We start from the raw sequence: 14,762 nt of genomic DNA, 5'->3' as shown, positions 1-14,762 counted from the left end.
CCGCTGGTCGTGGACAACAAGGCCGGCGCGGGCAGCAACATCGGCACCGAGCAGGTGGTGCGCGCCAAGGCGGACGGCTACACGCTGGTGATGGCCGGCAGCGCGATGGCGGTGAACCAGACGCTGTACCGCAAGGTCAACTTCGATCCGCGCAAGGATCTGCAGGGCATCAGCCTCGTCGCCAAGGTGCCGCTGGTGTTCCTGGCGCACCCCCAGTCCGGCATCAAGACCATGCAGGACTTGGTGGACAAGGCCCGGGCCGAACCGGGCAAGCTGAGCTATGCCAGCGCGGGCATCGGCGGCACGCAGCACCTGAGCGGGGAAATGGTCAAGGCGCGAGCCAGGATCGAGATCGAACACATTCCCTACAAGGGCAGCGGGCCGGCGCAGGCCGACTTCATCGGCGGGCAGGTGCCCTTGATGGTGGATTCGGTGACGGCGGGCCTGGCCAACATCCAGGCAGGCAAGGCCGTTGCGCTGGGTGTCACCTCTGCCACGCGCTCCAGCCAATTGCCGAACGTGCCGGCGATCGCCGAAACCGGCCTGCCGGAGTTCAAGGGCTTCGAAGCCGTGGGCTGGCTGGGCCTGATGGCACCCAAGGGCACGCCGCGTGCCATCGTGGACCGCTTGAACCACGAGGTGGTAGAAATTCTCTCCAGCGCCGAGATGCAGAAGTTCATCCGCGACCGCGGCTCCGAGCCGTCGCCCAGCACGCCCGAGGCCATGGACCAGTTCGTCGCCCGCGAAATCGTGGAGTGGGGCAAGGCCGTGAAGCAATCCGGCGCGTCGGTGGACTGATCCGATGCGCTCGCGGGGCGGGCCGGGCAAGGGATGGCCAGGGTGAAAGCGTGAGCAGGCGGCCCTGCGCTTCGGAGTGGCGGCAGTTCGTTGGCGCACCGGCCCTCGAACGCGATGGGTGGGCAAGCCAGGGATGGCGGTTGCTATGGAATTGGTAGCTGGTGGGTTCGGATCGGCAAGCGGCGGAGGGCTTTTCGCCCTGGTTTCTTTGCCACAATCGCACCATGCAACCCTTGCTTGACGCCATCGCCACGATGGCCTTCCCCACGGACGCCCAGCGCATATTCCACGGACGCGGCGGCCGGTTTCCCGGCTGCGAACATTGGTCGCTGGATGCCTACCCGCCGGTCTTCGTGCTCACCAGCTTCCAGCCCGTGGCCGAAGAAGACCTCGCCACCATCGGCGCCGCATTGCAAAGCCGATGGGAGGCGATCGCGCCGGGCGAGCCGCTGAACTGGGTGTTCCAGTGCCGCCACGAGCCACTGCGCTTGCAGGGCCGCGCAGAAACCAGGCTGATGGCAGGCGCCGTGCCGGACCCGCACGTGGTCACGGAGCAGGGCGCGCGCTTTCGCGTGCACGTGCTCAAGGGGCAGAACCACGGCCTTTTCCTGGACATGGCGGAAGGCCGGCGCTGGGTTCGGCAATGCGTCGCAGCGCACCAGGCACGCGAACCGCGCGGTGCCAAGGTGCTGAACCTGTTCGCCTACACCTGCGCGTTTTCGGTGGTGGCACTGCAGGCGGGCGCCCGGCAGGTGGTGAACGTGGACATGAGCCACGGCGCCATCGCCATCGGGCAGCAGAACCACCAGCTCAATGGACTGACCACGGGCGCAGGCTTTCTGGCCCATGACATCTTCAGCACCTGGGGCAAGATCACGCGCGGCGGCCCCTACGGCCTGGTGATCGTGGACCCGCCCAGCTACCAGAAGGGCAGCTTCGTCGCCACCAAGGACTACGCGCGGCTCATGCGGCGGCTGCCGGACCTGCTGGCGCCGGGCGGGCACGCGCTGCTGTGCCTGAATGCGCCGGAGCTGGGCCTGGATTTTCTGCAAGGGCAGATGCAGGCGCTGGCGCCGGATTTGGCGTTGGTGGAGCGGTTGGCCAATCCTGCGGTGTTCGCGGACGTGCAGGCGGAGCGGGCCCTGAAGGTGCTGGTGTACAAGGCGCCGGATTGAAGCCCGGTAGAAGGCCCATGCCCCTGCGCGGGTGGCCGAATCGCCTCGTGGGCGGGCCGCTTCAGCCGCCGCTCTGGATGTAGCGCGTGAGGCCCGCAGCCAACGCGGCGAAGGTGGCAGCGCAGCGCGGGCTCTCGCGCAGGTCCTCATGCATGGCGATCCAGGTGTCCAGCGCGGGCGAAAACACCGGCTGCAGCACGCGCACCAGCGACCTGTCCCGGGCCGCCAACCCGACCTGGCAAGCACCGATGCCGAAGCCTGCCCGGATCGCTGCCAGTTGCGCCAGATCGCTGTCTGCCCGAAACGCGAGCCCGGGGCGAGCGAACACCGGGAATTGCGCCTGCATCCTGCGCAGAAAAGGCGTCTCGTGGTCGAACCCGATCATCGCGTGGCCGGCCAGATCGTCCATCGACTTCGGCACGCCGTGGGCCGCCAGGTAGCGCTTGTGCGCATACAGCCCCAGTTCCACAGCGCCGATGCGCCTGGCCACCAGGGCCTCCTGCGTGGGCTGGAACATGCGCACGGCAATGTCGGCCTCCCGGTGCAGGAGGTCGTCCGCCGCATTCGACAGCACCAGCTCGATGGTCAGTTGCGGGTGTGCGCTGCGCAGGGCCGACAGGATCGGGGGCAGCACCTCGACCCCGACGATCTCGCTGGCCGTGAGGCGCACCGTGCCGCGCACGCCGGATCCATGGCTGCTGGCCACGCGGCGCAGCGCCGCCGCGGTGGACGCCAGGCCGGCCGCATAGGGTTGCAGTTCCAACGCGGCTTCGGTGGGCTTGAACCCATCGAACGAGCGCGTGAACAGCTTCAATGCCAGGGCGTTTTCCAGGCTGTCGACATGGCGGCCGACGGTGGGCTGCGTCAAGCCCATCGCCCGGGCGGCCGCTGACAGCGAACCGGTTTCCAGCACCTGCAGGAAGGTCCGGTACCACTCCCAACTCGGTTCGGGATCGGCCATGGTATGCATTGATGAATAGTGGGGATGCGATTTTAGGTAATTTTCTTTGACCCACTCCGCTCGCAAACTGCAGGCTCGCACCGCTGAAGTACCGGCGGTCCACGATTCAGCAGGACATCACCATGCCCCCCATCGCACTCTTCGGCGCCGCAGGCGCCATTGGACAAAGCATCGCCGCTGCGCTTCGCGCCAAAGGCCAGCCCTATCGCGTCGTCGGCCGGACCCGATCCAGCCTGAGCCAGGCTTTCGGCGCCGATCCGCTGGCCAACATCGTGACCTGGAATCCCGACGACCCGGCTTCGGTGCAAGCGGCCGCGTCGGGCGTGGAGACGCTGGTCTACATGGTGGGTGTGAACTACTGGCAGTTCGGGCTGCACCCGGACGTGATGCGCAAGACGCTGGCGGGCGCCATCGCGGCCGGCGTCCGGAACATCGTTCTCATCGGCACGGTGTATCCGTACGGCCGCCCGCGGACACAGCCGGTGCGCGAAGACCACCTCCGGGCGCCGCACACGTTCAAGGGCCGAATGCGCAAGGCACAGGAAGACCTGGTGATGCAAGCCCATGCCGATGGCCGTATCCGCGCCACGGTGCTGCGCCTGCCGGATTTCTATGGCCCCGGCGTGCAGGCCAGCCTGCTGCATGGGGCTGCGCAGGCCGCCGTGCAGGGCGGCACAGCCGACATGGTGGGCCCCATCGACCGCCCGCATGAGTTCGTCTACGTGCCGGATGTGGGCCCGGTGGTCGTCCAGCTGGCGAACACTCCTGCGGCATTCGGCAAGATCTGGAATCTTGGCGGGGCCGGCGTGACGACGCAGCGTGAACTGGTGTCCGAAATGGAGCGCCAGACCGGCAGGGCGCTCAAGCGCAGGGTGGTGAGCAAGACCATGCTGCGCCTGATTGGCCTGTTCAACCCGTTCATGCGCGAGATGGTGGAGATGCACTACCTGCTCACCAACCCGGTGCTCATGGACGACTCGGCCCTGCAGGAACTGCTGGGACCGATCCACAAGACGCCTTATGCGCAAGGCATCCGGCAAACGCTGGCGGCTGCGGCAGGGCGCGGGGGTTGAAGCCTGCCTCTTTCATGCAGGGCATCCAAGCGGTTCAGAAGATGGCCTAGCCCTTGGCGTACAGCACATCCGAACGCAGCACGTACTTGGTGCCGTCCACCAGCGTGCCGCCTTCGTGCCAGGTGTCGTGGATGAACAAGATGGCCGTACCTTGCCTGGGTTGTACCTGGAAGGTCTTGAAGTCGGTGGGGCCTCCCTCGAAGCCTTCGTTCAGGTACACGAGGAACGTGAGAGCGCTGGTCAGGCCGCCTTCATGCCATGGGCCGTCCTTGTGCATCTTGAACCGCTGGCCGGGCGTGTATCGGTAGAAGCGAAGGTCCTTGGGCAGGCCCGCCGCATGGGCACCCTCGATCTCCGGCAGATCCACCTGCGACAGCCTGTGCCACAGCAGCGCCACCCAGTCCGGGCGTTCCACCATCGTGCGCTGGTTGTTTCGCACCTGGGGCAGGGGACGGGGTCCACCGTGGGTGCGCACCTCCGCCGCGATGAAACCCGTGTCCTCAGCCAGCTGGATGAGTTGACCGCATTCGGCGGGCGTCAAAAACTGGGGGATGGTGAAAACGCGAGGACTCAGTGTCACCCGATGCATGGTTCGATCTCCGCCAAAAAAAACGTCTGAAGCGCAGCCGAAGACCAGCGCGCAGGCTGCGTGCTTCGATGGTCTCACAGTGCGTGGAGATGCCGGCTTTGGGCTACTGCACGTGCCCATCCGCACTGGCGGCGATGCTGGCTTGCAGCTCGTCAAGGGCTGCGCTGAGCCGCTGCAGCGTCTGGGGGTTGTCCTCGGCCTGCGCCTGGTCCATGCCCGCTTCGACGACGGCTTGCGCGCGCTCCGCGAGGTCGCGCCACGCACCCGGCTCCAGCACAGCATGGGCCGCCTGAAGCCAATCGCAAGGGGGCGAATAGGCTGCCGACAGCTTGCGCACGGCGTTGAGCGCAAACGGCGGGCAAAGGATGGCCTGCACCGCCACCGAGCGCGCGGTGTGCTGTGGCGTATGGCCGCGCCGCCCCTGCCGCAGGGCCAGCAGCGCGATCCAGAACGCAAACCCGTAGATCAGCGCGAGGCAGCCCAGTTGCGCGGCTTCGCTCGGCCAGAGGAACAGCGCCGCAGGCAGCAGCATGAACAAGGTGGCCCCGAGGCCATACAGCGGCCACGCGAAGCCGGCGAAACCCTTGGCGTGCTGGCGCAGGCCCTCGATCGCCAGCGTATCGCCCGGCAGGTGGACACGCTCCGCGTCCCACCGCAAGGTGTAGACGGGCTGGTGCGGCAGCAGCAAGGCAGGCCAGGCCAGGTAGGCCCAGCGGACCTCGAAACCCTGCGTCGCCAGCAGCCCGTGCCAAACCCGCCGGCCCCGGCGCAGCAAGCCGGCATCTGCGGCCAGCGGCATGCAGGCGTCATAGGCGTAGAAGGCGCAGATGGCGAGCATCACCTGCGCTTCGGGGCCCAGCAGCGTGAACACGGGGTGTCAGAGGTTGGCGGCGAGGGGGCCGTAGCGGGCGCGGTGCTCAGGCTTCCTTCTTGCCGCGGCCGAACAATTTGCCGATGGCACCGAAGACAGCGGCCACGCCGACGAGCAGGAACTTCCAGAACGCAGCGATGAAACCGCCGATGACCGTCCACAGACCCTTCTTGGACGCCACGGCCGCTGCGCCGCCCAGCACCAGCGCACCCAGGCCGATCTTGGCGAGCTTGTCGCCGTTCTTGAATTCGGCGTAGGTCTGGCCGCTGTTGTAGTTGAAGCCCGTGAGCACCTGCTTGAACTGCTCGGTGTCCTTCGCGAGGTTTTCGGGATCGGACACGAGGATGGCGCTCATCACGCCGGTGCGGCCCAGGATGCGCGAGGTGTAGTTGATCGCCTGGTGGCCGCTTTCATCGCGCAGGCGCAGGCCCCATTCCAGGCGCTTGCTCTGCGCGTCGTAATGCGGCTCGACCTGCCAGCCCTCGGTGTACAGGGCCTCCATCCCCAGCTTCTTGCGCTGCTGGTTGCCCTCTGCATCCGCGGCCTTGATGGACGACAGCAGTTCGGGGGCGTTGATCTTCTCGTCGTCCTTGATGTAGCCGGTGTCGTCGAACGAGAACACCGCGAACCAGTCCAGCGAACGCGGGGCGATCAGGTAGTGGTTCGGCGTGGGCGGATTGCCATACAGCTGCAGCAGTTTGGCCGTGTCCTTGTCGTCCAAAAAGGCGTATCCCTTCGGGATCTTGATGGCGGCGTTGCTGCCGATTTCGCCCTGGCCCTGGTCGATCCAGTGCAGGGCCTTGACTTGCTCCGCGAGTTTTTCCTGGCGCTGTTGCGATTCCGGCGCCTGGGCCCAAAGGGCCATGGACATGCTGATGCCCAAGATGGCCGTAGCCAACGACTTGATCATTTCTTACCCTGTTATGAATTGGTTTTTGGTGTGTACGCACGGGCCTTGCGCCCAGCCCCAGGCTGGAGCGGACACCTCTGCCGCCCGGCGCCAGGGCAAATGTACCCGGTGCGCCGCACCACAAAACCGCTCGGCCTAGGGTAGGAAGATGCCCATGAGCCGTTCGACATTCAAGGGTTTCGTCAGGGCATGACTGAAATCCGGACCGCCCTGGTGCTGCGCCACTTCAGCAACGCTGCCCGACAGGGCGATCAGCACGGGCGCCTTGCCGCCGAGCTTCGCCCGGATCTCACGGGCGACCTGGATGCCGCTCATTCGGGGAAGCATGAGGTCAAGAATGACTACATCGAAATGTCCACTGAGCGCCTGCTCAAGCCCGGACAGGCCGTCGTAAGCTGCCTGCACAGACAAATCGGGATTTCGGATCATCAGCAGTTCGCAGAGCATGTCTGCGGAGTCGCGGTGATCATCGACAACCAGGATGCGTTTGGGCTTCATATTTTCCTGGTAACGGCACACGTTACTTTTCTTCAAGGCCAATCGGAGTATCGCCATGCGCCTTGCGCAGTTCATTCGCCAAGCTCGGGAAGAGATCCTTGCCGAGTCGTTTGCCTATGCAACCCAGATTCCCGCGCTGCAGGGCTCCGCCGCCAGCGTTTTGCGCAACCATCTGCCACTGGTGCTGAACACCATAGCACTGGATCTGGAGCAGCCGCAAAGCCGGGAGCAGTCCATCGACAAATCCCTGGGGCACGCGGCGCCTCCCGCCGAAGAATCGGCTGCGCAGTCCCACGGCACGCTGCGCGCCCGCATTGGGCTGGACATCGAGCAACTGGTGGCCGAATACCGCGTGATCCGCTCCTGCGTGCTGCGGCTGTGGACGGAGGCATGCGAGCCCAATGAGTTCGTCATCCAAGACACGGTGCGTTTCAACGAGGCCATCGACCAGGCGGTCGCAGAATCAGTGGCTTTCCATGCCGCAGAAATTGCGAAATGGCGGCATATTTTTCTGGGGGTGCTGGGCCATGACCTGCGCGGCCCGCTGAACGCCATGATGCTGACCGCAGAGTTGCTGGAGCGGGTCGAGAGCAAGAGCAATGGGCAGGCGATGTACCTGGTCGGCGCGCTGCTGCGCAATGGCCGCCGCCTGAATGCGCTGCTCGACTCGCTGCTCGAATACAACAAGGCCACGCTGGGCGTCGGCATGCAGTTGAATCGCGAGGCGGTCGATCTGGGCGCGGAATGCCAGGAAGAGTTCGAGATGCTGCAGCAGGCCTTTCCCAAACGGCAGATCCAGCTGCAGATCACGGGCGATACGCGCGGCGCCTTCGACAGGTCGCGCGTGCGGCAGGCCGTCTCTAACCTGGTGTCGAACGCAGCGCAGCACAGCCCGGAGGGCAGCGCGGTGGCCGTGATCGTCGTAGGCCAGGAGACGGCGGTGGAGATCACCACGGAGAACGTTGCCGATCCGATTCCACAGGACGTGCTGAACACCTTGTTCGATCCCTTGCGGCGCAACGCCAGCGAGGCCGGTGCCTCGTCCGGACACTTGGGCCTGGGCCTGTTCATCGTGCGGGAGATCGCCAGGGCCCACCAGGGCGAGGTAACGGCCACGACGGCGGATGGCGTGATCCGGTTCAGGATGGTGCTGCCCAAATCCCCAAGGACGGCTTGAGGGGCAGGCGCTGTCGGCGAGCCCGGCCGCAAGGGCTCGACGCACCGTTCAGCGGTGACGGCTTGCCGAATTCGCCAATCCGGGCCGGCGCGAGCAGCCTCTGTCAAACATAGCGCTGCTCCAGGGCGTCCCAAGCGGGCTTGCCCACCAGGCGCTGGCGCTCTGCAAAAGAGGCCACCAAGGCCGGGTCTTCGCCGAGGCGCTTCGTCTCGCGCAGCACGGTGAGCGCTTTCTGCATGCCGGCCACCGCGCCCTGCAGCGCTGCATTGGCATACAGCACGATCCCGTAGCCCAACTGGCCCAGTTCCTCTGCCCCGACGATGGGCGTGCGCCCGCCGATCACCATGTTCATGAGCTGCGGCGTGGCCAGGCGTCCGGGCAGCGCGCGAATGTCCTCGGCTTTGGTGACGGCCTCGATGAACAGAAGATCGGCCCCGGCTTGCGCGAAGCGTTCGGCACGCTCGATGGCCGCCTCCAGGCCCAGCGTCGCGGCCGCGTCGGTGCGCGCCATGATGAGCAGGTCGGGATCGGTGCGCGCATCCACCGCCGCCTTGATTTTGCCGACCGCCTCTTCGCAGGCGATCACCTCCTTGCCGGCAAAGTGCCCGCAGCGCTTGGGCGCGACCTGGTCTTCGAGCTGGATGCAGTCGGCGCCAGCACGTTCCAGCACGCGCACGGTGTGCCGGACGTTGAGCGCGTTGCCAAAGCCCGTGTCGGCATCGACGAGCAGGGGCAGGGCGACCGCGTCGCGGATGCGCGCCGTGTGGTCGGCGATCTCGTGCAGGCCCATGAAGCCCTGGTCCGGCAGGCCGAACCACATGTTGGTCACACCGGCACCGGTGACGTAGAGCGCTTCGAAGCCCAGGTCTTCGACGACCCGGGCCGACAGCGCATTGAACGCGCCCGGCACCAGCACGCCGCGGCGGGCCTCCACCAGTGCGCGCAGGTGTTTGCGTGGGGTGTGGGCCATGGCGTCAGATCACGTAGAGGTCGATGTATTTGTGCACTGGCAGGGCCTCCAGCGTCTGCGCATCGAGCGAGGCCGCCAGGATCGCGTCCTGCTGCTTCGGGGGGAAGCTGCGCGCGAGGTTGCGGCGGAACTTGGCCTCCAGCAGTGGAATGCCTTCGGCGCGCCGGCGCCGGTGGCCGATGGGGTATTCGACCGCCACTTCGGGCAGGGCGCTGCCGTCGTTGAACACCACCGTCAGCGCATTGGCGATGCTGCGCTTTTCCGGGTCGTGGTAGTCGGCGGTGTAGCGGGGGTCTTCCACGCAATGAATCCTGGCGCGCAGCGCGTCGATGCGCGGATCGGCCGCCACGCCGGCTTCGTAGTCGGCTGCGGTGAGCCGGCCGAAAATCAGCGGCACCGCCACCATGTACTGGATGCAGTGGTCGCGGTCCGCCTCGTTGTTCAGCGGGCCCTGCTTGTCGATGATGCGGATGCAGGCCGCGTGCGTGCGGATGGTGATGCGCTGCACGTCGTCCACGGTCTTGCCTGCGTCCCGCAATTGCTGGTGCAAAGCCATGGCGGCTTCGACCGCGGTCTGGCTGTGGAACTCGGCCGGAAAGCTGATCTTGAACAGCACGTTCTCCGCCACATAACTGCCGTAGGGGCGCTGGAAGCGGAACGGCTGGCCCTTGAAGCACACGTCGTAGAAGCCCCAGGTTTTCGCGGTCAGTGCCGAGGGGCAGCCCATCTCCCCGGTCTGCGCGATCAGCGCCAGGCGCACGGCACGGCTGGTGGCGTCACCCGCCGCCCAGCTCTTTCGGCTGCCTGCGTTGGGTGCGTGGCGGTAGGTGCGCAGGCTTTGTCCATCGACCCAGGCCAGCGACACGGCGGCCAGCGTCTCGTCGCGCGACAGGCCCAGCAGCTTCGAGACCACGGCGGTCGATGCCACCTTGACCAGCACCACATGGTCGAGCCCGACCTGGTTGAAGGCGTTTTCCAGCGCGATCACGCCCTGGATCTCGTGGGCCTTGACGATGGCGGTGAGCACGTCGCGCATCACCAGCGGTGGCTTGCCCGCCGCCACGGCGTTGCGGCTGAGCCAGTCGGCCACGGCCAGGATGCCGCCCAGGTTGTCCGACGGATGGCCCCATTCGGCGGCCAGCCAGGTGTCGTTGAAGTCGAGCCAGCGGATCAAAGCACCGATGTTGAACGCGGCCTGCACCGGGTCGAGCTGAAACGGGGTGCCCGGTACCTTGGCGCCGTGGGGTACGGACGTGCCCTTGACGATGGGACCGATGAGCTTGCGCGCCGCGGGGTACTCCAGCGCCTCCAGCCCGCAGCCCAGGGTGTCGATGAGGATGTGGCGGGCGGTGGTGAGCGCGAGGTCCGAGGTCACCTCGTAGCGGAGCGCGTAGTCGACGATATCGACGATGACCTGGTCGTATTCGGGGCGGATGTTGCTGATGGGCGCGGACATGGGGGCTGGGGTGTCGGGTAGTGGTGAAAAGAAAAGGAGGGATGCGCCAATGCGGCTTCAGGTGCGGTCCGCCAGCGCGACGAAGGCCTGGTCTTCGGGCCCCGTGTAGTTCGCGCTGGGCCGGATGATCTTGTTGTCGATGCGCTGCTCGATCACGTGCGCGGCCCAGCCGCTGGTGCGGGCGATGACGAACAGGGGCGTGAACATGGCCGTGGGCACGCCCATCATGTGGTAGCTCACGGCGCTGAACCAATCCAGGTTGGGAAACATGTTCTTGGCCTCGCGCATCACGGCCTCCAGCCGTTCGGCGATGTCGAACATGCGGGTCGATCCCGCCTCCTGGGACAGGGTTTTGGCCACGCCCTTGATGACCGCGTTGCGCGGATCGCTCACGGTATAGACCGGGTGCCCAAAACCGATCACCACCTCCTTGGCCTCGACGCGGCGGCGGATGTCGGCCTCGGCTTCGTCGGGGTTGTCGTAGCGCTTCTGGATCTCGAAGGCCACCTCGTTGGCGCCGCCGTGCTTGGGACCGCGCAGCGCGCCGATGGCGCCCGAGATCGACGAATACAGGTCGCTGCCGGTGCCGGCGATGACGCGCGCAGTGAAGGTGGAGGCATTGAACTCGTGCTCGGCATACAGGTTGAGCGAGGTGTGCATGGCGCGCTCCCAGCTCGCCGGCGGCTTGCGGCCATGCAGCAGGTGCAGGAAGTGCGCGCCGATGGAGTCGTCATCGGTTTCGACGTCGATGCGCCGGCCCTGGGTGGACCAGTGGTACCAGTACAGCAGCATCGAGCCGAGCGATGCCAGCAGCCGGTCGGCGATGTCGCGCGCGCCGGGCGTGGGGTGCTCGTCCTTTTCGGGCAGGGTGCAGCCCAGCGCCGACACGCCGGTACGCATCACGTCCATCGGGTGGGCATGCGCGGGGATCTGCTCCAGCGCCGACTTGACGCTGGCCGGCACCCCGCGCATCGCGCGGAGCCGGGCCTTGTAGGCGCGCAGCTCCGCGGTGGTCGGCAGCTTGCCGTGCACCAGCAGGTGGGCGATTTCCTCGAACTCGCAGACCTCGGCGATGTCGAGGATGTCGTAGCCGCGGTAGTGCAGGTCGTTGCCGGTGCGCCCGACGGAGCAAAGCGCCGTGTTGCCGGCCGTGACGCCGGACAGCGCCACGGATTTCTTGACGCGGGCGCCCGGGGGCGCGGTGGGGGTCGCGAGGGTCATGCGATTTCCTTTGCAAAGGGGAGGGGGGCGGTGGGCAGGGCGGCATCGGAGCGGGGGATGGTTGCGGGGCGCCCGGCGGCGTCCACCGCCACCATTTCGAACACCCCCCGAAGCACCTCCTCCTGCGGACCGCCCAGGGCCTGCGCCAGGCCGGTCACGCAGACGGTCATCGAGCTGCGGCCGACCCGGCTCACGCGGGCTTGCAGCGTGAGCACGTGCCCCACCGGGACGGACGACACGAAGTCGATGCCGGTCACGCTGGCCATCACCACATCCCGCTGAGCCACGCTGCGTCCCACCAGGAACGCCGCTTTGGCCATGGATTGCAGGGCATGGCCTGCGAACAGCGTGCCGTGGTGGTTCGCCTGGCAGGGAAAGACGATGTCCTGGAACGCGAGGATGGGGCCGCTGGGGGTTGTCATGCTTCGCAATCTACGCACAATGAGCGCATTGATAAAGCACTGAAAGAGCGAAGCTTTGCGAATGAAAAACAGCCAGTTTGCAAATTCTGCGAATTTTTTTCTGGGTGGTGGGCGACGGGATGAAGAAAACCTTCATGGGGGTGCGCCTGCGCAAGCTGCGCGCCGAGCGCGGCCTGTCCCAGATCGCCATGGCGCAGGCGCTGGGCCTGTCGCCCAGCTACCTGAACCAGCTGGAACAGAACCAACGGCCGCTCACCGTGGCCGTGTTGCTCAAGGTCAGCCGCACGCTCGGGGTGGACGTGCAGCAGTTCTCCGAAGACGAAGAGGCGCGCATGGTGGCGGGCCTTCAGGAGGCGCTGGCGGACAACCCCGGGGGCGAGTCGGTCGCGCTGCCGGAGCTGCGGGAGATCGCCTCGCAGATGCCGGCCGTGGGCCGTGCGTTGCTGGCGCTCCACCGGCGCCACCTCGAAGCCACGCAGCGGCTGGAGGCACTCGCCGTGCGCCTGGGTGATGGCCGGGGGGAAGAAGGGGGGCCGGACAACGGCCATGCCCCCCTTGCACCCGTGCAGCCCATGGCCTTCGAGCGCGTGCGTGACTTCTTCCTCTCGCACCAGAACTACCTGGACTCCATCGACCGCGCCGCCGAGCAGCTGGCCGCCGAGGCGCAGGCCGAGGGCGGTCTGCTGTCCGACTGGCTGGCGCGGCGCCTGCAACAGCAGCACGGCGTGCGCACCGTGCCCTCGCAGGACGACATGGGCACGCACCTGCGCAGCTACGACCCAGGCAGCAGGGTGCTGCGGCTGTCCCCGTCGCTCGACCCCGGCCAGCTCGCGTTCCAGCTGGGCACGCAGTGGGCGCTGCTGGCGCATTCAACGCTGCTCGATGCGCTGGTGGACCTGCCGGAATTCCGGCACGACCCGCAGGCGCGCGCACTCGGGCGCATCGGCCTGGCCAACTACTTCGCTGGTGCCTTGCTGCTGCCCTACGCCGTGTTTCTGCAGGCCGCCGAAACCACGCGCTACGACATCGACCGGCTGGCGCGGCGCTTCGGGGTGGGCTTCGAAACCATCTGCCACCGGCTCAGCACGCTGCAGCGGCCCGGTGCGCCGGGCGTGCCGTTCTTCTTCATCCGCGTGGACCGGGCCGGCAACATCTCCAAGCGCCAGTCCGCCACCCATTTCCATTTCTCGAAGACGGGTGGCACCTGTCCGCTGTGGAACGTGTACGAGGCGTTTTCGCAGCCCGGCAAGATCCTGCCGCAACTGGCGCGCATGCCGGACGGGCGCAGCTACCTCTGGATCGCCCGGACGGTCTCCACGGGCCAAGGCGGCTTCGGCGCGCCGAGCAAGACCTTTGCTGTGGCCCTGGGCTGCGACATCCGCCATGCGCCCCGGCTGGTCTATTCGCGTGGCATGGACCTGGACGATCCTGAGATCGCCACGCCCATCGGAATGGGCTGCAAGGTGTGCGAACGCATCGGCTGTCCGCAACGGGCCTTTCCATTCCTGGGCCGGCCGCTGGATGTGAGCGAGAACGAAAGCCGCTTCACCCCGTACCCGGCGGGGGACACGGCGGGCCGTGGGTAGCCGCGCACCGTGGCACGGGCCGATCAACGCATCGGCGAACATGGTGCATGCAGTTCGAAGTGAATCTCATTTACTGCATCTCCTATACTGCGGCCTTCGCTTGCCTTTTGCGCCATCGATCCTGCGTTCGCGGGGTCTGGCCATGTCGATGGGCATGGCCCATTCCCTGGTTCAGATGTCCGTGTTCGCGCGCTATTACCGAGAGTTGCTGAGGTTCCTGCAAGGGTCCGTCCAGGACCGCGAGATGGCGGCCGACCTGGCGCAGGAAAGCTATGCGCGGGTGCTGGCCGTGCAGCAGTCGGGCGAGACCATCGCCGAACCCCGGGCGTTTCTGTACCGCACGGCGCGCAACCTCGTCATCGACCAGCATCGCCGCGACGCGGTGCGCGGCCAGCATGCCCCGCTGGAGGGCGACGATGGCTTCGAGCAGGCCGCTCAGGCCCTGGCCGGCCCACGGGCCTGCGAGCCCGAGGTGGCGGCCATGTCATCCCAGACCGTGAACGCTTTGCTGGCTGCCATCGGCGAACTGCCGCTGCGCTGCCGCGAGGCGTTCATCCTGCACAAGTTCGATGGCCTTGCCCAGGCGGACATCGCGCGCCGCATGGGCATCTCGGTGACCATGGTGGAGCGCCACATCCAGCGGGGCATGCAGGCCTGCCGCGATTGCCAGGACCGGCTGGGCGGCTCCCCCCGCGCACCGGCACAGCCCACGCTACCGGAAGGCCCGCGATGACGCGCTGCCCATTCCTGGATCCGCAAGGTTGGGATGGCGCCGCGCCGTGCGTCTACTGCCAGGTACCCTTTTGAAATGTCCATGACCGATCCCCACCGCGCGGCCCCCTCGTCCAGTGACCTCGATACCGAGGCGCTGGCATGGTTCGCGCGCCTGGACCGTGAACGGGGTGTAGAGCAAAACGCCGAATTCCAGGCCTGGCTGGCCGGGCACCCGGGCCGGCAGGCGGCATTCGCCCGCTGGCAGGCCGACTGGCAGCGGCTGGACCAGTTGCCTGCGGCCGGCGTGGCGCAATTGCGGCGGCAACTGGCGGCCGAGCAGG

The 14,762-nt window shown here is 66.9% G+C and carries 16 protein-coding genes; 7 read left to right on the top strand and 9 right to left on the bottom strand.

The genetic code is table 11. From position 1 onward, the window contains the following. Positions 1-798: tripartite tricarboxylate transporter substrate binding protein (locus AC27IQ_RS11450; protein WP_487089537.1), on the top strand; the 798-nt coding region annotated here is incomplete at its 5' end. Positions 799-1,022: 224 nt separating this feature from the next. Further along, positions 1,023-1,973, top strand: coding sequence for a class I SAM-dependent methyltransferase (locus tag AC27IQ_RS11445; protein ID WP_487089536.1), 951 nt, complete (start codon positions 1,023-1,025; stop codon positions 1,971-1,973). A gap of 61 nt (positions 1,974-2,034) precedes the next feature. Here AC27IQ_RS11445 and AC27IQ_RS11440 read toward each other — a convergent pair whose 3' ends face one another. After that, the gene (locus AC27IQ_RS11440; protein ID WP_487089535.1) at positions 2,035-2,934 is read right to left on the bottom strand and encodes a LysR family transcriptional regulator; all 900 of its coding nucleotides are present in this window, start codon (positions 2,932-2,934) and stop codon (positions 2,035-2,037) included. 122 nt (positions 2,935-3,056) lie between these two features. Here AC27IQ_RS11440 and AC27IQ_RS11435 point away from each other — a divergent pair, with 122 nt between their 5' ends. Continuing rightward, positions 3,057-4,007, top strand: a complete 951-nt coding sequence (locus AC27IQ_RS11435) for an NAD-dependent epimerase/dehydratase family protein (RefSeq protein WP_487089534.1) — start codon at positions 3,057-3,059, stop codon at positions 4,005-4,007. A gap of 46 nt (positions 4,008-4,053) precedes the next feature. Here the strand turns inward: AC27IQ_RS11435 and AC27IQ_RS11430 are convergent, their stop codons facing one another. The 4 genes from AC27IQ_RS11430 to AC27IQ_RS11415 all read right to left on the bottom strand — a co-directional run bounded on the left by AC27IQ_RS11430 (position 4,054) and on the right by AC27IQ_RS11415 (position 6,875). Next, positions 4,054-4,596, bottom strand: a complete 543-nt coding sequence (locus AC27IQ_RS11430) for a 2OG-Fe(II) oxygenase (RefSeq protein WP_487089533.1) — start codon at positions 4,594-4,596, stop codon at positions 4,054-4,056. A 103-nt stretch (positions 4,597-4,699) separates the two neighbouring features. After that, positions 4,700-5,467 carry a hypothetical protein gene (locus tag AC27IQ_RS11425; RefSeq protein WP_487089532.1) on the bottom strand — a complete coding sequence of 256 codons (768 nt, stop codon included), beginning with the start codon at positions 5,465-5,467 and terminating at the stop codon, positions 4,700-4,702. A gap of 46 nt (positions 5,468-5,513) precedes the next feature. Continuing rightward, a complete protein-coding gene (locus tag AC27IQ_RS11420) occupies positions 5,514-6,338 on the bottom strand; it encodes a DUF2167 domain-containing protein (protein ID WP_487089531.1) in 825 nt (274 codons plus the stop codon). A gap of 174 nt (positions 6,339-6,512) precedes the next feature. Next, positions 6,513-6,875: a response regulator gene (locus AC27IQ_RS11415; RefSeq protein WP_284404057.1), complete on the bottom strand. Its 363-nt coding sequence runs from the start codon at positions 6,873-6,875 to the stop codon at positions 6,513-6,515. A gap of 55 nt (positions 6,876-6,930) precedes the next feature. Here AC27IQ_RS11415 and AC27IQ_RS11410 point away from each other — a divergent pair, with 55 nt between their 5' ends. Continuing rightward, complete coding sequence (locus tag AC27IQ_RS11410) at positions 6,931-8,052, top strand: sensor histidine kinase (RefSeq protein WP_284404060.1); 1,122 nt, start codon at positions 6,931-6,933, stop codon at positions 8,050-8,052. Between the two features lie 103 nt (positions 8,053-8,155). On the opposite strand, the gene AC27IQ_RS11405 is transcribed toward AC27IQ_RS11410, so the two are convergent. From AC27IQ_RS11405 to AC27IQ_RS11390, 4 genes are read right to left on the bottom strand one after another with little or no spacing between them, the layout of a single operon-like run. After that, on the bottom strand, positions 8,156-9,022 hold the full coding sequence (locus AC27IQ_RS11405; protein ID WP_487089530.1) for an isocitrate lyase/PEP mutase family protein: 867 nt from the start codon (positions 9,020-9,022) through the stop codon (positions 8,156-8,158). A gap of 4 nt (positions 9,023-9,026) precedes the next feature. Beyond that, positions 9,027-10,478, bottom strand: a complete 1,452-nt coding sequence (locus tag AC27IQ_RS11400) for a bifunctional 2-methylcitrate dehydratase/aconitate hydratase (RefSeq protein WP_487089529.1) — start codon at positions 10,476-10,478, stop codon at positions 9,027-9,029. Positions 10,479-10,535: 57 nt separating this feature from the next. Beyond that, positions 10,536-11,699 carry a bifunctional 2-methylcitrate synthase/citrate synthase gene (gene prpC / locus AC27IQ_RS11395; RefSeq protein ID WP_284402829.1) on the bottom strand — a complete coding sequence of 388 codons (1,164 nt, stop codon included), beginning with the start codon at positions 11,697-11,699 and terminating at the stop codon, positions 10,536-10,538. Next, entirely contained in the window at positions 11,696-12,121 is a 426-nt protein-coding gene (locus tag AC27IQ_RS11390) for an acyl-CoA thioesterase (RefSeq protein ID WP_487089528.1), read from the bottom strand. The genes prpC and AC27IQ_RS11390 overlap by 4 nt, the downstream gene beginning before the upstream one ends. A gap of 119 nt (positions 12,122-12,240) precedes the next feature. On the opposite strand from AC27IQ_RS11390, the gene AC27IQ_RS11385 reads away from it, so the two are divergent. From AC27IQ_RS11385 to AC27IQ_RS11375, 3 genes are all read left to right on the top strand, one after another. After that, the gene (locus tag AC27IQ_RS11385) at positions 12,241-13,707 is read left to right on the top strand and encodes a short-chain fatty acyl-CoA regulator family protein (RefSeq protein ID WP_487089527.1); all 1,467 of its coding nucleotides are present in this window, start codon (positions 12,241-12,243) and stop codon (positions 13,705-13,707) included. 154 nt (positions 13,708-13,861) lie between these two features. Further along, positions 13,862-14,440 (top strand): sigma-70 family RNA polymerase sigma factor, encoded by a 579-nt coding sequence (locus AC27IQ_RS11380; protein ID WP_487089526.1) that lies wholly within the window; start codon positions 13,862-13,864, stop codon positions 14,438-14,440. 81 nt (positions 14,441-14,521) lie between these two features. Next, positions 14,522-14,762: DUF4880 domain-containing protein (locus AC27IQ_RS11375; RefSeq protein WP_487089525.1), on the top strand; the 241-nt coding region annotated here is incomplete at its 3' end.

The organism is Acidovorax sp. KPB24-07, from assembly GCF_057543315.1.
Note: the sequence above shows the minus strand (reverse complement) of the source record. Positions and strands in the feature narration are given on the sequence as shown.

Coding starts and splice junctions, on each gene's coding strand:
- AC27IQ_RS11445 (WP_487089536.1), top strand. CDS start 1,023: ATGCAACCCTTGCTTGACGCCATCGCCACGATGGCCTTCCCCACGGAC.
- AC27IQ_RS11440 (WP_487089535.1), bottom strand. CDS start 2,934: ATGGCCGATCCCGAACCGAGTTGGGAGTGGTACCGGACCTTCCTGCAG.
- AC27IQ_RS11435 (WP_487089534.1), top strand. CDS start 3,057: ATGCCCCCCATCGCACTCTTCGGCGCCGCAGGCGCCATTGGACAAAGC.
- AC27IQ_RS11430 (WP_487089533.1), bottom strand. CDS start 4,596: ATGCATCGGGTGACACTGAGTCCTCGCGTTTTCACCATCCCCCAGTTT.
- AC27IQ_RS11420 (WP_487089531.1), bottom strand. CDS start 6,338: ATGTCCATGGCCCTTTGGGCCCAGGCGCCGGAATCGCAACAGCGCCAG.
- AC27IQ_RS11415 (WP_284404057.1), bottom strand. CDS start 6,875: ATGAAGCCCAAACGCATCCTGGTTGTCGATGATCACCGCGACTCCGCA.
- AC27IQ_RS11410 (WP_284404060.1), top strand. CDS start 6,931: ATGCGCCTTGCGCAGTTCATTCGCCAAGCTCGGGAAGAGATCCTTGCC.
- AC27IQ_RS11405 (WP_487089530.1), bottom strand. CDS start 9,022: ATGGCCCACACCCCACGCAAACACCTGCGCGCACTGGTGGAGGCCCGC.
- AC27IQ_RS11400 (WP_487089529.1), bottom strand. CDS start 10,478: ATGTCCGCGCCCATCAGCAACATCCGCCCCGAATACGACCAGGTCATC.
- prpC (WP_284402829.1), bottom strand. CDS start 11,699: ATGACCCTCGCGACCCCCACCGCGCCCCCGGGCGCCCGCGTCAAGAAA.
- AC27IQ_RS11390 (WP_487089528.1), bottom strand. CDS start 12,121: ATGACAACCCCCAGCGGCCCCATCCTCGCGTTCCAGGACATCGTCTTT.
- AC27IQ_RS11385 (WP_487089527.1), top strand. CDS start 12,241: ATGAAGAAAACCTTCATGGGGGTGCGCCTGCGCAAGCTGCGCGCCGAG.
- AC27IQ_RS11380 (WP_487089526.1), top strand. CDS start 13,862: ATGGCCCATTCCCTGGTTCAGATGTCCGTGTTCGCGCGCTATTACCGA.